The organism is Marinobacter sp. AL4B, assembly GCF_019916045.1.
GTDB lineage: Bacteria > Pseudomonadota > Gammaproteobacteria > Pseudomonadales > Oleiphilaceae > Marinobacter.
In genome coordinates this window covers 265,745-285,378 of the sequence record NZ_JAILWZ010000011.1, presented here as the reverse complement: position 1 = coordinate 285,378, position 19,634 = coordinate 265,745, and the positions used below count along the sequence as shown (strand labels likewise).

Sequence of the window (19,634 nt, the reverse complement as noted above, 5' to 3'; positions counted from 1 at the left end):
TTGTGCGCCCAATCAGCGTATAATGCGGCGCTAAATACCCCCCGTTCAGGAACGTTTTTGTGACTAGCCCCGTAGATGATCTGCACACCATCCGTGATTTATTGCGATATGCGTCTTCTCGATTCGCTGCATCGCCGCTTTATTTCGGTCATGGAACTGACAATGTGTGGGATGAGGCAGTCCAATTGGTGCTTCGCAGTGTTCACCTGCCTCTGGAAAACAATAATATCTTTCTGGACGCACGGTTAACCCGTTCGGAAAGGGATGTGATCCTGAATCGTATTGATCGTCGTATTAACGAGCGCTTGCCGATTGCCTATTTGCTGGGCGAGGGCTGGTTTATGGGGATGCCGTTCAATGTCGATGAACGTGTTTTGGTTCCGCGATCACCTTTGGGTGAGCTGCTCGATAACGGTTTACAGCCGTGGCTGGGTGATACCGACGTTCTGCGTGTGCTGGATTTGTGTACAGGCAGTGGCTGCATCGGTATTGGCGCAGCGACCGTATTTGACGAAGCAGAAGTCACACTGTCTGATATATCCGAAGATGCGCTGGTGGTAGCGGAATCGAACATTGAATTACACAGCCTGCAGGGGCGCGTACAGGCCGTTCATTCGGATGTGTTCGCAAACATTGAAGGCCGCTACGATGTCATTTTGAGTAACCCGCCTTATGTCGATGCGGAAGATATGGCGGACATGCCCGAAGAGTATCGCCATGAACCAGAGCTTGGGTTGGTGGCGGGGAATGACGGGCTGGATATCGCACACCGTATTATCGCAGGAGCCGCCGAGCACCTGACTGAAAACGGTTTGTTGATTGTTGAAGTGGGGAACTCCTGGGGAGCGATGGACGACGCTTATCCGGACCTGCCGTTGGTGTGGCTCGAGTTTGAAAGCGGTGGCGATGGCGTATTTCTTATTACCGCCCGGGATCTTCGCGAATGGCAAGCAAATAAGTCTTAATTTTTATTTTATAAAACTTAAATAAAGTGCTGAAATATGTCGGGAAATACTTTTGGAAAGCTGTTTACGGTCACGACCTTTGGTGAAAGCCACGGCGCCGCCCTAGGTTGCATCATTGACGGGTGCCCGCCGGGGCTTGAGCTGTCAGAAGCGGACATGCAGGCTGATCTGGATCGCCGAAAACCGGGTACTTCCCGCCATACCACTCAGCGTCGCGAGGCGGATGAGGTTCGAATTCTGTCGGGTGTGTTTGAAGGCAAAACCACCGGCACGCCAATCGGTTTGATTATCGAAAACACTGATCAGCGCTCCAAAGATTATTCCAAGATTTCGGAGCAGTTCCGTCCTGCCCACGCTGATTACACCTATCACCATAAGTACGGCAATCGGGATTACCGAGGTGGTGGCCGTTCTTCAGCTCGCGAAACAGCTATGCGCGTTGCAGCCGGCGCCGTGGCCCGAAAGTTCCTGGAGCAACGCCTCGGTATACGTATCCGTGGGTATTTGTCTCAGTTGGGCCCCATTAAAATTGAAAAACTCGATTGGGAGCAGGTTCACCAAAACCCGTTTTTCTGCCCAGATGCAGACAAGGTGCCAGAAATGGAAGCCTATATGGATGCTCTTCGAAAAGAAGGGGATTCGATAGGCGCGCGGATTAATGTTGTGGCCGAAGGTGTCCCTCCGGGGCTGGGTGAGCCGGTTTTTGATCGCTTGGATGCAGATTTGGCTCATGCGTTGATGAGTATCAACGCGGTTAAAGGCGTTGAAATTGGTGCAGGTTTTGGAAGCATTGAACAGAAAGGCACTGAGCACCGGGATGAGATGACGCCTGAAGGCTTCCTGTCGAATGAGGCTGGCGGTGTGCTCGGGGGGATTTCATCAGGGCAGCCGATCGTTGCCAGTATTGCGCTGAAGCCGACCTCCAGTCTGCGCTTGCCAGGGCGGAGTATTGATGTTCATGGCAGCCCGGTTGAAGTGATTACGACCGGTCGTCACGATCCTTGCGTTGGTATTCGGGCGACGCCCATTGCCGAAGCCATGATGGCCATTGTCCTGTTGGATCATTATCTGCGTCATCGTGCTCAAAATGGCGATGTCGAGGTATCCACTCCGGTTATCGGTCAGCTCTGATCGTAAGGAGGCGACACCATCTACTGGCGGCTGTCCAACCTCTACTTCTGGTTCTTCGCCCTCTTAGGAGGGCTTTTGCCTTACTGGTCCCTGTATTTGGAGGGGCAGGGCTTTTCCTACCTGCAAATCGCCACACTCATGGCGACCATCCAGCTAACCAAAATTGTTGCGCCCAGTCTGTGGGGCTGGCTTGGTGACCGTACCGGGCAGCGTGTTCGTCTGGTTCGCTTTGGCGCCATCACAGGCTCTTTGTTCTTTGCCGGAGTGTTCTTGGAGCCCGGTTTCTACGGCCTGCTGCTGGTCATGCTGGTTTTCACCTTCTTCTGGAATGCCATTCTTCCGCTATACGAAGTCATCACCTTACGGGTGTTGGGCGCGCGGAAAGATAAATATGGCAAAGTCCGTCTTTGGGGTTCGGTCGGTTTTGTTGGTGCGGTCGGCTTGGTTGGTGCGCTGTTGGAGTGGCTGCCGATCGAATACCTGCCTTGGCTGTTAATACCCGTTTTTGCTGGCATCGTGGTATCGGCTTTTTTAGTGCCATCGGATCGTGGCGAGCCTAAGGAACGTGCGCCGAAGGGCAGCTTGAAAGCGATTGTCACCCACCCAGCAGTGATTGCGTTCTTTGCGATGAACTTTCTGTTGCAGGTTTCTCACGGTGCCTATTACACCTTCTTCAGTATTCATCTTGAGCAGCATGGATACGGCAAGCTATCTATCGGGATGCTGTGGTCACTGGGAGTAGTTGCAGAAATCGTACTGTTCTTGTTTCTGCATCGCTTAACCAAACGGTTGTCTGTACGTCAGGTCGTGCTTGGGGCATTGGTTCTGACCATGCTTCGATGGGTTCTTATCGCCGAGCTGACTGCCGTGATTCCGGTTTTGATTTTTGCGCAATTGCTGCATGCAGCGTCTTACGGAGTGTTGCACGCGGTATCGGTACAGTATGTTCAGGGTTTCTTCGGTAAGCATCACCATGGCCAAGGGCAGGCACTGTATAGCGGTTTAACGTTTGGTGGGGGTGGTGCATTGGGGGCGTGGATGTCTGGCTTTCTGGTGGATGGCTATAGTACCGCTGCGGCCTTTTGGGGTGGGGCAGCCGCTATGGTTGTTGCGGTCATTGTAACCTGGTGGGGTCTGAAACCGCCGCCAGATCAAGCATAGGCAGCCTGCTCATTTTTGTGCGTCTGTCTTCCGCGTGGATTCCTCCAGTTGCACAACTTCAAGCATGGCTCTGGCGGCTTGGCTCAGGTGCCTTCCCAAAAGTCCGACTGCGCCAAGCACGCGGCTTACAGTGATTCCGGTATTTAGTTGGTGCAGCGTTTTGTCTGCCATGCTCACCGGCAGAACACTCCATCCCAGACCGACACTTGTCATCATTTTGATGGTTTCCAGATAATTTGTAGGGATTTGTTGTTTCAGGGGCAAGTTGGCTTCCAAAAACAGCCGGCTGACGGCTCGGTAGGTCGCAGTTGTGGTGTCTGGCAGTAGCGCCGGATACTTCGCTAAATCTCTTAGGGTCGCGGTGTTACTTACGGCCAGCTCGTGGTCGGGTCCGGTGACGAATGCCATGGGGTCGGGCCATTGTTGGTATACTTTGAATTGGCTTTCCATGCTGTCGCTAAGGGTTACGAAGGCAAGCTCTGCGTTGCGTTTGACCATTTGGCTGTAGGCGGCGTCAGATTCCATAAATTGTAGGTTTACGGATACGTCAGGGTATTCGCGCGCGAAGCGGCGCAACCAGTTTGGCAGGTGGTGGAGACCGATATGGTGGCTGGCGATGATGTTCAATTCGCCGGTGATGTTCCCGTCATCGGAGGTTAGGGCGGCTTTGGCATTGTGGATGTCGTCGAGTATTTGTCTGGCATGGGGCAGCAGTCTAGCGCCTGTGTCGGTGAGGCGCATTTCCCGGTGGCCTCGTTCGATCAGCTTGGTGCCGAGTTGGTGTTCTAAGGTGGCTAAGCGTTTACTGACTGCCGGCTGTGTCAGGTGCAGTGTTTCTGCAGCCTCGGAGAAAGAGCCTTGGTCTACGATTGTCAGGAATGCTTTTAGGGAGTTTGCGTCCATCGTTGTCAATTTTCTCCGCGTAATTTAAGGCTTGGGTGGGAGGACTTAAGTAGGTGCATTCTCGATGGGCGATGCCCTGTTTAAAGTTGAGGCGCGGGTGGTTAGAAGGAGCAGCTATCGCCATAGCTCGAGTTTTGTGCCGATTTATAGCCAAAACTATCGTCGATAACCATCTGGAATGCAATGAATGAAAAACATGAATTGGGGTTATTGGTGGTGAGGTAGTATGATGGCTTCACGTCAGAATGAAACAAAAACCCCCAGAGAGTGAGAGAGAATCATGGCGGGCAAGACCTTATACGACAAGTTGTGGGATGACCATTTAGTCAAACAGCGCGATGACGGTTCAGCATTGATCTATATCGATCGCCAGTTGCTGCACGAAGTCACTTCGCCGCAGGCGTTTGAAGGCCTCCGGTTGGCTAATCGTAAGCCGTGGCGCATCGATGCGAACCTAGCAACGCCGGATCACAACGTTCCTACGACCGACCGTGACAAAGGAATTGATGGCATTGTTGACCCTGTGTCTCGCACACAGGTAGAAACCTTGGGTAAGAACTGCGATGAGTTCGGTATTCTCGAATTCAAGATCAAAGACATTCGACAAGGTATTGTCCACGTTATCGGGCCAGAGCAAGGCGCGACTTTGCCAGGTATGAGTATCGTGTGTGGTGACTCCCATACCTCTACACACGGCGCTTTTGGTTGCTTGGCGCACGGTATCGGTACCTCCGAGGTTGAACACGTACTGGCCACTCAGTGCTTGGTTCAGAAGAAGATGAAAAACATGCTGGTAAAAGTGACTGGCAAGTTGGGTGCAGGTGTTACCGGTAAAGACGTAGTGTTGGCGATTATCGGTAAGATCGGCACTGCCGGAGGCACGGGTTATGCCATCGAGTTCGGTGGTGAGGCTATTCGTGGTTTGAGCATGGAAGGCCGGATGACCATCTGTAACATGGCCATCGAAGGCGGTGCCCGTGTCGGCATGGTTGGGGTAGACGACACCACGATCGAATATGTTAAAGATCGCCCGTTTGCGCCCAAGGGTGAAACCTGGGACAAGGCTGTTGAATACTGGCGCACCCTGCACAGTGATGACGATGCGGAGTTCGACAAGGTTGTTGAAATCGATGGCACAAAAATTCAGCCTCAAGTGAGCTGGGGTACATCACCAGAGATGGTGGCTGATGTCGGTGCGAATGTACCCGACCCGGCCAAAGAAGAAGATCTCATTAAGCGGGAAGGGATCGTTCGTGCCCTGAAGTACATGGGCTTGGAACCGAATCAGAAGATTACCGACATTAAGTTGGATCGCGTGTTTATTGGCTCTTGCACTAACAGTCGCATTGAAGATCTGCGCGAGGCCGCTGCCGTTGTTAAGGGCCGCAAGGTTGCGGCTGGCTTGAAGCAGGCGATGGTGGTTCCCGGCTCCGGTTTGGTGAAAGAGCAGGCCGAGAAGGAAGGTTTGGATAAGATCTTTATCGAAGCGGGTCTTGAATGGCGGGATCCGGGTTGCTCTATGTGCTTGGCGATGAACGCTGACAAGTTGGGGCAGGGCGAGCATTGTGCGTCTACGTCAAACCGTAACTTCGAAGGCCGTCAGGGCTTCGGCGGGCGTACCCACTTGGTGAGCCCGGCGATGGCGGCTGCGGCAGCAGTATCGGGCCATTTTGTTGATGTCCGTGAGTTGATGAACTGATCCACAGGAGAGACACCATGCGAGCATTTACGCAACATCAGGGCATTGTTGCCCCCATGGACCGTTCCAATGTGGATACGGACATGATTATTCCCAAGCAGTTTTTGAAGTCCATCAAGCGTACAGGCTTTGGCCCGAATTTGTTTGATGAGCTGCGTTATTTGGATGAAGGTAAGCCGGATCAGGATTGTGCCGGCCGGCCGTTGAATCCTGATTTTGTGTTGAATCAGGAACGCTACAAGAATGCTAGCGTGCTGCTGGCGCGTACCAACTTTGGTTGTGGTTCAAGCCGTGAACATGCGCCGTGGGCGCTGGATGATTTCGGTTTTCGTGTCATTATTGCGCCGAGCTTTGCAGATATTTTCTACAATAACTGCTTTAAGAATGGCTTGTTACCTATTGTTCTTGAAGAAAAAGTTATTGATAAGCTTTTTGAAAGCGTGGAAGTAAACGAAGGCTATCAGTTGACTGTAAATCTCGAGGCGCAAACGGTCACTACACCTGATGGCGAGTCCTTCAGTTTTGATGTCGATAACTTCCGTCGCCATTGTTTGCTGAACGGCTTAGACGACATCGGCGTTACGCTGGAAGACGCTGATGCTATTAAGGTCTATGAAGACGCACGTCGCCAAACGGCTCCTTGGTTGTTTAACGCTGGAAACTGATTAAAAGGATTCTGATATGTCCCGTAGTGTTTTGTTGTTGCCAGGTGATGGCATTGGTCCTGAGATTGTTGCAGAAGCTGAAAAAGTGCTGCACAAAGTAAACGAAAGGTTCTCTTTAGGATTGTCTTTCGATACCGCTTTAGTTGGTGGCGCGGCGATCGACGCGGAAGATACGCCTCTGCCAGCCGATACGTTGGATAAGGCACGTAAGGCGGAAGCCATTTTGCTAGGAGCGGTCGGTGGTCCCAAGTGGGATGGTCTGCCGATGGCAAATCGCCCGGAAAAAGGGTTGTTGGGCTTGCGCTCCAATTTGGAGTTGTTTGCGAACTTGCGTCCGGCGATTCTTTACCCGCAATTGGCGTCTGCATCTTCACTTAAGCCGGAAGTGGTGTCTGGTCTGGATATCCTGATCGTTCGTGAGCTGACCGGTGGTATCTATTTTGGTCAGCCCCGCGGTGTTCGTCAGCTGGAGAGTGGCGAGCGTCAGGGTTACAACACCTATCAATACACTGAGTCTGAAATTCGCCGTATTGGCCGTGTCGCTTTTGAAGCTGCTCAGCAGCGCAGCAAGAAACTGTGCTCCGTGGATAAAGCAAACGTGTTGGAAGTGACCGTGTTGTGGCGTGAAATTATGGAAGAGCTGAAGAGCGAATATCCGGACGTTGAGCTGTCTCATATGTACGTCGATAACGCTGCGATGCAGTTGGTGAAAGCGCCTAAGCAGTTCGACGTGATTGTGACTGGCAACATGTTTGGTGATATTCTTTCTGACGAAGCAGCAATGCTGACCGGCTCAATCGGCATGTTGCCGTCCGCTTCGCTGAACTCCGAGAAGCAAGGTATGTATGAGCCTTGCCATGGTTCAGCTCCGGATATCGCCGGGCAGGGCATTGCGAATCCGCTGGCCACCATTATCAGTGCAGCAATGATGTTGCGGTACAGTCTGAACGAAGACGAAGCTGCAGAAGCCATTGAGATTGCGGTCAGCAAGGTGTTGGACCAAGGTTTGCGTACTGCAGATATTATGTCAGACGGCGGCAAGAAAGTTTCGACCCGTGAAATGGGTGAAGCTGTACTTAGCGCGCTTTAAGATTTTGGTTCGGAAACCGAGGCCCGACAACGGCGCGATGCAGCCGTTGCGGGATCATTCATCCGGTCCCTGCCAGCGATAACGGTAGGGGCGGGCATAATGTGAGGTTCAAAGGTCGCACATGAAGCGAGTTGGACTTGTAGGTTGGCGTGGCATGGTGGGGTCTGTCCTCATGCAGCGCATGCGCGAAGAAAATGATTTTGCTGACATCGATCCGGTGTTCTTTACAACATCCCAATCGGGTAAGCCGGCTCCGGATGTAGGCAAAGACGGAGTGCCAGCATTGCAGGATGCGTTTGACATCGACATTCTGAAAACGATGGACGTGGTTGTAACGTGTCAGGGTGGTGATTACACCTCGGCGGTTTACGAGAAGCTACGTGAAGCGGGCTGGCAGGGGTTTTGGATTGATGCAGCCTCTACGCTGCGGATGGCCGATCACTCTGTCATCGTTCTGGACCCTGTTAATCGCAACGTTATCGATGAAGCACTCGAGAAGGGTGTGAAGGATTACGTTGGTGGTAACTGTACCGTAAGCCTGATGATGCTGGCGCTGGGCGGACTGCTCGAACAGGATCTGATTGAGTGGGTGTCTCCCATGACTTATCAGGCAGCTTCGGGTTCCGGCGCACAAAACATGCGTGAGCTGCTGAATCAGATGGGCGCGTTGAATGACAGCGTCAAGGCTGAGCTGGAAGATACGTCGTCTGCGATTCTCGAAATCGACCGCAAGGTCACCGACACCATGCGTTCAGGTGAGTTTCCAACCGAACACTTCGGTGTTCCGCTGGCGGGAAGTCTGATTCCGTTTATCGATAAGCAACTCGATAACGGCATGAGCAAGGAAGAGTGGAAAGCGGGCGTTGAAACCAACAAGATTCTTGGCCGCAGCGGTAACCCGATTCCCATTGATGGCATCTGCGTACGTATTGGCGCAATGCGCTCTCACAGTCAGGCGCTGACCATCAAGCTGAAGAAGGATTTGCCGGTTTCAGAGATCGAAAACATTCTGGCAAAAGGTAACGATTGGGTGAAGGTAATTCCGAATGATCGCGACGCGACCATGCAGGAACTGACCCCGACGAAGGTGACGGGTACACTGAGTGTGCCAATTGGACGTATTCGTAAATTGGCCATGGGGCCGGAATACATCTCCGCGTTCACTGTAGGTGACCAGTTGTTGTGGGGTGCTGCAGAACCGCTTCGCAGGATGCTGAGAATCCTTCAGGAACGTTAAAAATTGTTACAGGTTGGTCATTAATGCCAACTGTGTCCGGTTTTTCATAAGCCGGTTCGGGGCGGGTGCTGATTTCAGTGCCCGCCCCTGTTATTTTCAGGGACACTAATGAGTTCCATGGGAGTGGTGAACAAATGGTGCAAGGAAAGCAGCTGATTGATTGATAAAAGAGGTTTTATCAACAATACTCCCAAACTATAAAAAGACGAAAGTCATCCAACCTCGTCCGATTCTGTTGAGATTCAGCAGTCAAAGAATAACGGAGACTGGAAAGGAAAAAGCATGAAGGTACGCAAGCTTGCGGTTGCCCTGGCGTTGGCGGGAGGGCTCGGCTCGGGTATGGCTCAGGCCCTGGGGCTGGGTGAAATTGAGATGCAGTCCTGGTTGAATCAGCCGCTGGATGCTGAAATTTCGTTGCGACAAAGTCGTGGAGTCGATCCCGGTGATGTCTTCGTTAACGTGGCTCCTGAAGCTGCTTACCAACGAGTCGGACTTGAGCGTCATCAGTTTCTGAGCAAACTGAAATTTGAAGTGATTACAGAGGCAGACGGTAATCTCGTGATCAATGTGTCATCACGGGAACCTTTCCGCGAACCTTATCTGAATTTCCTTCTTGAGCTCACTTGGCCAAATGGCCGCTTGATGCGTGAGTACGCCGTACTCGTTGATCCTCCGGTCTACGCGGAAGAGTCAGGCATACGTGAACAAGTAACAGCGCCCACATCGGCTCCGCAGCGCAGCACGGTTTCCCAGTCCAGTCGCAGTGCCGAGTCTGCGCGCCGGCAAGCCGCCGTTCAAAGTGCCCCTACATCTAGTGCCAACGCCGATAGCTTTGGTCCTACCGGGCCGTCTGACACGCTTTGGACCATTGCTCAGCGCATGCGTCCAAACAACTCGGTGTCAATGCAACAGGTTATGCTGGCTATCCAGGATAAAAACCCGAAAGCATTTATTGGCGGAAATATAAATCGATTGAAACGGGGGCAAGTGCTGCGTGCACCGAGTCTCTCGGAAATTGAGCGTCGTAGCCAGACCGAAGCATCTCGGGTGGTTGCAAGGCAGAACCAAGAGCTTAAGGCTCCACGACCTGTAGATGCTACCCAAACTGCTGAAACGACTCCGCAGCCGAGCGTTAAACCTCAAGAAGTGGAAGCTGGGGCAGAGCTTCGCCTTATTGCCGTAGATGAAGCCGAGGCTCGTACCGAAGAGCAGGGCGGTTCGGCCGGTGGCGATGGCGCCAGCGAGGGTGGTGTGGATGCAGGGTCCGCAGTCGCTATGGAAGAGCTTGAAGCCACACGTCGTGAGAACGAAGAGCTGAATTCCAAGCTTGAAGATATGCAAGCTCAGGTCGAAACGCTTCAACGTCTTTTGGAGTTGAAGAGCTCCCAGCTTGCTGACTTGGAAGGCGTAGTCTCTGAAGAGCCGTCCGCTGCTTCAGGTAACGCAGACGGTAGTCAGTCCGTTGGAGGCGGCGCCGATGAAGATTCTGCTGCGAAGGGAGAATCCCCTGAAGCAGTTTCCGGTCAGGCTTCAAACGCTCCGGATGAGAGTGCCGAAGCGGAAGAGGTGGGCGAGGATAATTCGCTGACTTCAGAGGAAGGTGTTCCAGAAGAATCGGTTGAGACAGCGATGGACACCGCGGAAGCGGGTGCGCCGGAGTCAGAAACGGGCGTCCAGCAGGATGAAAGCACCGCGCCGGAAGCAGTTGCGGCGGATGAACTGGAAGAATCAGCAGGACCCGTTGCAAGCACGGGCAATACCGAATCTACAGTTCAACAGCCCGAACAAAGTCAACCAGCAGAGCAATCGAAAAAAGGTTTGTTGGGTCAGTTTATGGATGCGGTCGTCGGGAACCCGATGTACCAGATTGCTTTGGGTGGAGGCCTGATCCTGTTGCTGCTTCTGCTGTTGTTGGTTGCTCGTCGTAACGCAAATCGCGAGAAAGCGTTTTACGATCAACTAAACTCGGAAGATGATGGCGATTCAGAAGGGTTTGACCTAACGCCCGCAGATGAACCAAGCCAAGCGGCGGCAACCCCTGAGGGTGATGAAGTGTTGGCAGAGGCCAATAGCTATATGGCTTACGGTCAGCTGGATAAGGCAGCCGAGGTTCTGGAAACGGCTATTTCGCGCGAACCTAGCCGCACAGATTTGCGCCTGAAGTTGCTGGAAACCTATGCCGAGGGGCAAGATTATCAGTCTTTTGAAAAGCAATTCGGTGAAGTAGAAGCCCTTGGTGACGACGAAGCTCTGGCTCGAGCTGTGGTTCTGCAGCAGCAGCTGCAAGAAGCGGAAGCAATGCCGAGCATCGACGATCTTGAAAATGAGCTTCGCTCTGATTCCTTGGCGGGCTTTGCGTCAGAAGCCTACGATAATGAGAATGAGCCTGAAGTGTCTGCAACACCTTTGGACGATGAATTCCAGGGGCTAGACGATCGCTTAGACGAGTTTGATTTAGCTGAAGAGCTTGAAGGCGAAAAAGGCAGCGCGGGCTCGCCAGACGATCCAATTGAGTACGACCTCACAGGTATTGCAGTACTTGATAACGCCGAAGAGTCAGCGGATTCAACGTCCGACGAGTCCGATTTCTCCTCATTTGAAATGGATGTTGAGTCGGACTCACAGGTCGATAAGCCAGATGATGTTCTTGGTGAAGATGAGTTCAGTCTAGACTTCGAGTTGAGTGAAGAAGATGAAGCTGTATTCGGTTCGGGTGAGACTGAAGATGCGATTGATCCCGAATTGGATTTGACTGAAAGTCTGGATCTTGATGGTGAGCTAGATGAGTTGGAAGCTCAGTCGGTCGATACTGAGGGTCAGGCTGATCAGGAAAGTGAGCCGGTGTCCTTAAATGAGGTCTCGGGTGACGACGGTCTTGACGAGTCTTTCCTCGACGAGCTGGATGCAGAGCTGGACAAGGTCGAAGAAAATAGCGAGTCCGAGCCTTTAGATTTAAGCGAATCAGCTCTGGATGATCTCGAGTTGGACGTCTCTGATGATGACTTGGCCTTGATGGGCGAGTTCGCTGAACGTGATTCCGCCGACCCAACGACAGAGGGAACAGATTCATTGGACGAAGAGCTCAGCCTTGAAGATGCACTCGATGAACTGGACCAAGGTGAAGAGGCAGCCGCCGACTCGTCAGAAGACATTCCGTCATTGGTTCCGGAAGTCGATGCAGAGGATGACGCAAGTCAAGGGTTGTCTGGACTAGATATCGGTGATGCTGACCTCGGCGACGATGATGATTTCGATTTTCTCGCTGGTACTGACGAAGCTGCGACTAAACTCGATCTGGCGCGAGCCTACGTCGAGATGGGTGACGGCGATGGTGCCAGGGATATTCTCGAAGAAGTTGCCTTGGAGGGTAACGAAGAGCAGAAGGCCGAAGCGAAAGAGCTTCTTAAAAATCTCTCCTGATCCGTTATAATCATCGTATAACGGCAACAGCGCCGGCCTTTGTGCCGGCGCTTTGTATTTCTGAACCCGTAAAACTGGATGCTCCATTGTTTCTTCAGCCGACCCCTTTAACGACAAATAACGCGATTGGTGACGGTCGAGTTGTGATTGCTTTTGAATACGATGGCCAAGCATTTCACGGTTGGCAGCAGCAAAAAAGTGGGGTGCGGTCGGTTCAGGCGGAATTAACGAAAGCGGTAAGTAAGGTCGCTGATCATCCGGTTGAGCTAGTGTGCGCGGGTCGCACAGACGCTGGTGTTCATGCCAGTTCGCAGATCGTGCATTTTGATACCAAAGCGGTACGCACGTTGCGATCCTGGGTCATGGGAATTAATACGGCGTTGCCTAACGACATAGCGGTGCATTGGGCAGGGAACGGTGTTGAGGATTTTCATGCTCGCTTCTCGGCAATCTATCGGCGTTATCGCTATGTCATTTTCAACAATCCAGTTCGACCGGGTATTCAGCGTGGGCAGGTGAGCTGGAATTTTCGACCATTGGATGCACGAAAAATGCACGACGCTGCCCAGGTGCTCACTGGTGAGCATGATTTCTCGTCATTTCGTGCCGCGGGGTGCCAGTCTCGAACTCCGGTTCGTTTTATGGAGCGCATATCAGTAACCCGATTTGGTGATTATGTTGTGATCGATGTGCAGGCGAATGCGTTCCTGCATCACATGGTGCGTAATATTGCTGGTGCATTGATGGCGGTAGGCACCGGGGAGCAATCAGTGGAGTGGGTTGGCGAGGTTCTAGCCGCAAAGGACAGGAAGATTGCCGGCGTAACTGCTCCTCCGTACGGGCTTTATCTGGTCGATGTAGGGTATCCTGAGCACTTTGGCATCCCAGACATTTTGTGTGGCCCAGCGTTCGTGGCACCGTGGTTCTGTAGAGAAGATAACTTGCCAATCGTTCCAACCCATATTCATCCCAAAAAACCGATTACAGACTCATGACAACGCGCATAAAGATTTGTGGCCTAACCAGAGTAGAAGATGTAAAAGCAGCTGTTGCAAGCGGCGCGGATGCAATTGGTCTTGTGTTTTACGATCGAAGCCCTCGTGCCGTGTCTGTTGAGAAAGCAAAAGAACTAGCGGCGGCAATTCCGGCGTTTGTGACCGCAACGGGATTATTTGTGAATCCAACACCAGAGTTTGTTAAATCTGTATTGGATGCGGTCCCACTGGACTTGCTGCAGTTCCACGGCGATGAAGCGCCCGAATTTTGTGATTCGTTTGGGCGTCGATGGATTAAGGCAATCAGGGTTCAGAGCTCAGAACAGATCTCGGACGCTTATTCTACGTATAACAAAGCGGTAGGGTTGTTGGTTGATGCCTGGGATCCCGATCGATACGGCGGAACAGGCCAATCCTTTAATTGGCAACTGATACCACAAGAACGTCCTATCCCCTTGATATTGGCCGGCGGCTTGTCATCTGCTAACGTAGCCCGCGCCATCGAAGAGGTTCGCCCGTGGGCGGTTGACGTCAGCGGCGGGGTTGAGCTGAACAAGGGTATTAAAGACGCCACCAAATTATCTGTTTTCTGCAAAGAGGTGCAAAGTGTCCGTAAAACTGACTGATGAAATGTTGAAGGCACTCCCGGATTCCAGAGGTCACTTTGGTGCCTTCGGTGGCCGGTTTGTTTCCGAAACCCTGATGGACTCATTGATGACGCTGGAGAAAGAATATCTCCAGTTGAAAGATGACCCGGAATTTCAGGCGAAGTTTGATAAAGATTTGGCGGATTATGTCGGCCGGCCAAGTCCGCTCTATTTCGCGGAGCGTCTGACTCGCGAAACCGGTGGTGCACAAATCTGGTTGAAGCGCGAAGATCTGAATCATACCGGTGCCCATAAGGTAAACAACACTATTGGCCAGGCACTGCTCGCCAGCTTCCTGGGCAAAAAACGTATTATCGCTGAAACTGGCGCCGGTCAGCATGGTGTAGCTACCGCGACGGTTTGTGCTCGGTTGGGTCTTGAGTGTCACGTATTTATGGGCTCTGAAGATGTTCAGCGCCAATCACTGAACGTCTATCGCATGAAGTTGCTGGGCGCTACGGTCCACGCAGTCGAAAGCGGCACCAAAACACTCAAAGACGCCATGAATGAGGCGATGCGGGATTGGGTCGCCAACGTAGACGAGACTTTCTATATCATAGGTACCGTTGCTGGCCCGCATCCATACCCGCTGTTAGTGCGTGACTTCCAATCCGTGATCGGTCGCGAATTGCGCGAGCAGTCCATGGAAAAAATGGGCAAGCTTCCTGACGCGTTGGTTGCATGTGTAGGTGGTGGCTCGAATGCCATCGGTATGTTCTACCCGTTCCTGACCGACGAGTCGGTGGCGCTTTACGGTGTTGAGGCCGGCGGTTTAGGTATTGAGACCGGTGACCACGCTGCGCCTCTGTGCGCTGGTCGTCCGGGCGTGTTGCACGGTAACCGTACATACTTGATGGAAGATGAGAACGGCCAGATCGCCGGAACGCATTCTGTCAGTGCCGGCCTCGATTACCCAGGCGTGGGCCCAGAGCATTCGTGGTTGAAAGATATCGGTCGAGCCCATTATGTGTCAGTGACTGATGAAGAGGCGTTGGCGGGTTTTCGTACACTGACCCAAGTGGAAGGCATCATGCCGGCGCTGGAGTCATCCCATGCGGTGGCGTACGCGTTGAAGCTGGCTGCGACCATGGATAAAGATAAGGTTGTGGTTATTAACGTATCGGGCCGCGGCGACAAAGATATTCATACCATCGCCCAGTTGGATGGCATCGAGATCTGAAGGTATCAGGAGCAGGCATGAGTCGTATTGAAGGTGTATTGAAATCCTTGAAAGAGCAGGGGCGTAAAGCGCTGATCCCCTATATTACTGCGGGTGATCCTCATCCTGAGCAAACGGTCAGCCTGATGCACACGCTGGTAAAAGCGGGCGCGGATATTGTTGAGCTTGGGGTTCCATTTTCGGACCCGATGGCCGATGGCCCCGTTATTCAGTTGGCGTGTGAGCGAGCTCTGAAGCACAACACCTCGTTGCGTCAGGTGATTGGTATGGTTGAAGAGTTTCGTAAAACCGATGCCGATACCCCGGTGGTGTTAATGGGCTATCTGAATCCGATGGAAGCGATGGGATATGAAGTCTTTGCTGATGCAGCGGCTAACGCAGGCATTGATGGGGTTTTGACCGTTGATTTGCCGCCGGAAGAGGCCAGTGACGTTGCGCCGCTGTTTGCCGAGCGCAATATGGACTCGATCTTCTTGCTGGCCCCAACTACGACGGATGATCGAATAAAAGCAATTAGTAAGCACTCGTCTGGCTATGTGTACTATGTTTCTATCAAGGGCGTGACGGGCTCGGCAACTATTAATGTTGATGAAGTCGCCGAAAAAGTGGCTCATATCCACGAGTTAACGGCACTTCCTGTAGGTGTTGGTTTTGGTATTCGCGATGCGGAAACCGCAGGCGCAATTGGCAAAGTATCCGATGGTGTAATTGTGGGAAGCGTACTGGTGGATACAATAGCCCGAAATCAATCAGATTCTGACGCATTGAACCAAGCGTTACACGATCTGTTGTACCCGATGCGCGAAGCGCTGGATAGCCTTGTCTGATAACTAGGCATCCAGGCACAAAAGGACAGGACTTAAGCATGAGTAACTGGCTGGACAAGATAATGCCGAGCAAGATTCGCTCGGAATCGAGACAACGTACCGGTGTCCCTGAAGGGCTCTGGAAGAAATGCCCGAAATGTGGCGCATTTCTCTATAAGCCAGAGCTGGAAAAGAACCTGGATGTTTGCCCAAAGTGCAATCATCATCTTCGTGTGTCCGCTCGGCGCCGCCTCGAGATCTTTTTAGATAAAGATGGGCGCGAGGAGATTGCAGCCGATCTCGAACCGAACGATCGCCTGAAGTTTAAAGACACCAAACGCTATAAAGATCGCTTGGCGGCCGCCCAAAAAGCGACTGGCGAGAAAGATGCCTTGGTTGCCATGAGCGGCAGTACCTTGGGGGTGCCTCTGGTTGCTTGTGCCTTCGAATTTAACTTCCTTGGCGGCTCGATGGGGCAAGTTGTAGGCGAAAAGTTCGTCCAAGCTGCGAATGTTGCGCTGGAGCGCCGAATTCCGTTGGTTTGCTTCTCGGCCAGTGGCGGTGCTCGTATGCAGGAAGCCATTTTGTCATTGATGCAGATGGCGAAAACGGCCGCGGTTCTCGAGCGTATGAAAGAAGAGGGGATTCCCTACATATCGGTGATGACAGATCCGGTGTTTGGTGGGGTGTCTGCCAGTTTGGCCATGTTGGGTGATCTCAACATTGCGGAGCCCTATGCGTTGATTGGTTTCGCCGGCCCAAGGGTTATCGAGCAGACCGTGCGTGAGAAGCTACCGGAAGGGTTCCAACGCAGTGAGTTTTTGTTGGAGCACGGTGCTATCGATATGATTCTGCACCGTCATCAGATGCGAGAGCGCATAGCACACGTGTTGGCGAAATTTACGGGGCAGGAAAAGCCGGGTACCGAGGCTCCTATCGAATTTGAAATAACAGAAAAGCCGGGTGCAGATGAATCTGTTGAATAACTCCGGCACTGCGGTAAAGAGCCCTGGCGAGGGTGCGTCGGTTAAGGAATGGCTTCAGTGGTTGGAAGCCATTCATCCCACAGAAATCGATATGGGGCTTGATCGCGTTCTGGTGGTTCTTCGCCGCCTGTTCCCGAAAAAGCCTAGTGCTCGAATCATTACCGTTGCCGGCACCAATGGTAAAGGCTCAACGGTAGCCACTTTGGAGCGTCAGCTATTAGCAGCGGGTCGCTCCACGGGTGCTTACACCTCCCCCCATCTTCAGAATTACAACGAGCGTGTCCGGATCAACGGAACGAATGTGTCCGATGAGGCTTTGGTGTCTGCGTTCGAAACGGTTGAAGAGGCGAGGGGGCGCGTCTCGTTGACTTATTTCGAATTTGGAACTTTGGCTGCGTTTGTGGCCCTTGATCAAGCCGGTGTTAAGGATTGGGTGCTGGAAGTCGGTTTGGGTGGTCGGCTGGATGCAGTGAACGTTCTGGACGCCGATTACGCGATTATTACCTCCATCGATATTGATCATATTGGGTTTCTGGGTGATAACCGGGAAGTGATCGGATTTGAAAAAGCGGGTATTTTGCGCCCGGGGATCCCGGCGGTGTGCGCGGATCCGGTTCCGCCCAGTTCGGTGTTGCAGCAGGCTGCTGCTCAGAAAGTTGATTTTCGGCTGACAGGACGTGATTACCGCCTTGAACCTCGTGCAGACGAACCTGAAGTCATCGATCTGGTGGTGCCAGAGGGCCGTATCGCCTTGCCGGCAGGGCCATTGCCAATTGAAAGTGTGGCGGCGGCGACAGTCATGGCGGTTCAGCTCTTGCCGGATGCAAGTCTTGAGCGGTTGGAGGAAGCCGCTAAGGCGGTTACTTTGCCGGGACGCTTCGAACGGCTTGGCAGTGAGCCTTTGGTTATCGCTGATGTCGGCCACAATCCCCACGCTGCTCGTTGGCTGGCCGCTAAGCTTTACGAATTGAAGCAGCAACGTGGTGGTCGAATAGTTGCGGTTTACGCGGCGCTTGGCGATAAAGATATTGAGGGCGTTGTATTAGCTATGAACCCAGTTGTTGACCACTGGTGTCTGGCGGGCTTGGATGTGCCCCGAGGCTTGTCTGTTAAAGAGCTTGAAGCCCGTGTTGGCGAGGTAGCCGGTGCAGATGTCAGTGTCACCATTGCTGAAGCTTTGGAGGGTGCCAAGGGCAGAGCTGCACGGCCCGAAGACTGTGTCGTAGCTTTTGGATCCTTCTTTACCGTCGCTGAAGCAAGAGCATTGCTCTTAGGTAGCGCGCCTTAAACTTTGTTCATTGGCCGGATATGGCTTCAGTTCTGTTTTTGACACAGTTACTATCGAACTCAAATAGGTTGGCATAGGGAGTTCTTTCAGGTGGACGGATTAAAACAGCGAATCATTGGTGCTTTGGTTCTGATCTCCCTGGCAGTTATCTTTGTGCCAATGATTTTTGACGAGCCCCATTCTCAGCGCAAATCCACGTCGATTACTATCCCTGAAGAGCCGCCATTCCCCGAGGTAGATATGCCTGAGGAGCCGACAGGTGATGCCGTTGGTTATGACGTGTCCTCAGACACGGTAACAACCTCATCCGGTGATACGGTGCAAGCGCCGGGATTCCGAATTATTGAAGACGAGAGCACGCAGGCGAAAGCAGAGCCAGAACAGCGCGAGTCGCTGCAGAGCGCGCCGGTTAAGCAACCTGAAATTGCGAAATCCCAAGCGGCAACTGAAAAGCAACAGACTTCGAATGCTGAAAAAGAGCCCGCGAAGCCAGTCGAAGAAAAAGCCGAGTTTACCCGTACCCTAGAGGGGGCTTGGGTTGTTCAATTGGGCAGCTTCGGGAATGAGGGCAATGCTCGCCGGTTGCGAGACAATGTTATTGAAATGGGTTTGGGTGCCCATTTGCAACAGTTTGCCAGCGGCGACAAGACATTAACCCGTGTCTTCAGCGGCCCCTTTGTGAACCGGAAGGATGCGGACCAAGCCAAGGCCAGACTGGACAAAAAGTTCGGTCTGAAAAGTCTGGTGACCAAAGGCGGGAAATAATTTCGCCAGAAAGAGAATTATCTTAAGACGAGAGTTTGGCGCGCTCGCGTTTCCTGTTAGAATTCCTCCTTCGTTTTCTCCACCGGGTTGTTCATGGAATCGCTGATCTGGATTGACTGGGTCATCATTGCCCTCATTTCTGTTTCCACGCTCATCAGTCTGAAGCGGGGGTTCGTTCGCGAAGCTCTGTCGTTGGTGACTTGGGTCGGTGCATTTATCATCGCCCGCACTTTCCATCCGCAAATGCAGGCACTACTTGAGTCATCCGTCGAAACACCGTTGGTTCGCTTGGTCGCTGCATTCGCCATCCTGTTTTTCGGCACGCTGATCGTAGGTGCCATTGTTAACAATCTTATTGGCCATTTAATTCGCGCCACCGGTCTTTCGGCTACCGATCGGGTGTTGGGTATGGGGTTTGGTTTGCTCCGTGGCGTGGTGGTTGTCATTGTGGGCATCGCCTTCACACGCTATACCCCATTGGCCCAGGACACCTGGTGGCAATCCTCCGTCATGATTGATCGTTTGGCGGTGGTTGAAGATTGGTCTCGACGTACTTTTGGTGATGAATTTGCCCGCTTTCTGGGGCCGGCAGATGGCAGTTCAGATAATTCCCAGGCACCCAGTGAACCGCAAGGCGTGGAACCCACGTCTGCCTCTCGCTAACATTCAGTTCTAACACTCGGAGAATCGTCCAGC

Annotated in this window: 17 protein-coding genes; 16 read left to right on the top strand and 1 reads right to left on the bottom strand. The window is 52.6% G+C overall.

All coding sequences use genetic code 11. The features are described 5' to 3' along the window. Nucleotides 1-59: 59 nt before the first annotated feature. Genes prmB through K5L82_RS05475 form a run of 3 tightly spaced genes read left to right on the top strand, consistent with a single transcriptional unit; the run spans nucleotide 60 to nucleotide 3,257 of the window. The gene (prmB, locus tag K5L82_RS05485; RefSeq protein WP_223133467.1) at nucleotides 60-965 is read left to right on the top strand and encodes a 50S ribosomal protein L3 N(5)-glutamine methyltransferase; all 906 of its coding nucleotides are present in this window, start codon (nucleotides 60-62) and stop codon (nucleotides 963-965) included. Nucleotides 966-1,001: 36 nt separating this feature from the next. Further along, nucleotides 1,002-2,096: a chorismate synthase gene (gene aroC / locus K5L82_RS05480; RefSeq protein ID WP_133005650.1), complete on the top strand. Its 1,095-nt coding sequence runs from the start codon at nucleotides 1,002-1,004 to the stop codon at nucleotides 2,094-2,096. An 18-nt stretch (nucleotides 2,097-2,114) separates the two neighbouring features. Then, complete coding sequence (locus K5L82_RS05475) at nucleotides 2,115-3,257, top strand: MFS transporter (protein ID WP_223133998.1); 1,143 nt, start codon at nucleotides 2,115-2,117, stop codon at nucleotides 3,255-3,257. A 9-nt stretch (nucleotides 3,258-3,266) separates the two neighbouring features. On the opposite strand, the gene K5L82_RS05470 is transcribed toward K5L82_RS05475, so the two are convergent. Beyond that, nucleotides 3,267-4,160, bottom strand: coding sequence for a LysR family transcriptional regulator (locus tag K5L82_RS05470; RefSeq protein WP_223133466.1), 894 nt, complete (start codon nucleotides 4,158-4,160; stop codon nucleotides 3,267-3,269). 280 nt (nucleotides 4,161-4,440) lie between these two features. On the opposite strand from K5L82_RS05470, the gene leuC reads away from it, so the two are divergent. From leuC to K5L82_RS05405, 13 genes are all read left to right on the top strand, one after another. Next, nucleotides 4,441-5,859: a 3-isopropylmalate dehydratase large subunit gene (gene leuC, locus K5L82_RS05465; protein ID WP_133005647.1), complete on the top strand. Its 1,419-nt coding sequence runs from the start codon at nucleotides 4,441-4,443 to the stop codon at nucleotides 5,857-5,859. Between the two features lie 17 nt (nucleotides 5,860-5,876). Continuing rightward, entirely contained in the window at nucleotides 5,877-6,524 is a 648-nt protein-coding gene (gene leuD, locus K5L82_RS05460) for a 3-isopropylmalate dehydratase small subunit (RefSeq protein WP_223133465.1), read from the top strand. A 16-nt stretch (nucleotides 6,525-6,540) separates the two neighbouring features. Continuing rightward, nucleotides 6,541-7,614 carry a 3-isopropylmalate dehydrogenase gene (gene leuB, locus K5L82_RS05455; protein WP_223133464.1) on the top strand — a complete coding sequence of 358 codons (1,074 nt, stop codon included), beginning with the start codon at nucleotides 6,541-6,543 and terminating at the stop codon, nucleotides 7,612-7,614. 121 nt (nucleotides 7,615-7,735) lie between these two features. Continuing rightward, nucleotides 7,736-8,851, top strand: a complete 1,116-nt coding sequence (gene asd, locus K5L82_RS05450; protein ID WP_223133463.1) for an aspartate-semialdehyde dehydrogenase — start codon at nucleotides 7,736-7,738, stop codon at nucleotides 8,849-8,851. A 282-nt stretch (nucleotides 8,852-9,133) separates the two neighbouring features. Beyond that, entirely contained in the window at nucleotides 9,134-12,271 is a 3,138-nt protein-coding gene (locus tag K5L82_RS05445; protein ID WP_223133462.1) for a FimV/HubP family polar landmark protein, read from the top strand. 86 nt (nucleotides 12,272-12,357) lie between these two features. Beyond that, a complete protein-coding gene (gene truA, locus K5L82_RS05440; RefSeq protein WP_133005642.1) occupies nucleotides 12,358-13,266 on the top strand; it encodes a tRNA pseudouridine(38-40) synthase TruA in 909 nt (302 codons plus the stop codon). Beyond that, a complete protein-coding gene (locus K5L82_RS05435) occupies nucleotides 13,263-13,892 on the top strand; it encodes a phosphoribosylanthranilate isomerase (RefSeq protein WP_133005641.1) in 630 nt (209 codons plus the stop codon). Before truA ends, K5L82_RS05435 begins: the two co-directional genes overlap by 4 nt. After that, a complete protein-coding gene (trpB, locus tag K5L82_RS05430; protein WP_262492582.1) occupies nucleotides 13,885-15,093 on the top strand; it encodes a tryptophan synthase subunit beta in 1,209 nt (402 codons plus the stop codon). Before K5L82_RS05435 ends, trpB begins: the two co-directional genes overlap by 8 nt. Nucleotides 15,094-15,110: 17 nt before the next feature. Beyond that, nucleotides 15,111-15,920: a tryptophan synthase subunit alpha gene (gene trpA / locus K5L82_RS05425; protein ID WP_223133461.1), complete on the top strand. Its 810-nt coding sequence runs from the start codon at nucleotides 15,111-15,113 to the stop codon at nucleotides 15,918-15,920. Nucleotides 15,921-15,958: 38 nt separating this feature from the next. Then, complete coding sequence (accD, locus tag K5L82_RS05420) at nucleotides 15,959-16,885, top strand: acetyl-CoA carboxylase, carboxyltransferase subunit beta (protein ID WP_133005638.1); 927 nt, start codon at nucleotides 15,959-15,961, stop codon at nucleotides 16,883-16,885. Then, nucleotides 16,869-18,173: a bifunctional folylpolyglutamate synthase/dihydrofolate synthase gene (locus tag K5L82_RS05415; RefSeq protein WP_223133997.1), complete on the top strand. Its 1,305-nt coding sequence runs from the start codon at nucleotides 16,869-16,871 to the stop codon at nucleotides 18,171-18,173. The genes accD and K5L82_RS05415 overlap by 17 nt, the downstream gene beginning before the upstream one ends. Nucleotides 18,174-18,263: 90 nt before the next feature. After that, nucleotides 18,264-18,938, top strand: coding sequence for an SPOR domain-containing protein (locus K5L82_RS05410; RefSeq protein WP_223133460.1), 675 nt, complete (start codon nucleotides 18,264-18,266; stop codon nucleotides 18,936-18,938). A 93-nt stretch (nucleotides 18,939-19,031) separates the two neighbouring features. Continuing rightward, nucleotides 19,032-19,601, top strand: coding sequence for a CvpA family protein (locus K5L82_RS05405; RefSeq protein WP_223133459.1), 570 nt, complete (start codon nucleotides 19,032-19,034; stop codon nucleotides 19,599-19,601). The last annotated feature ends 33 nt before the right edge of the window (nucleotides 19,602-19,634 follow it).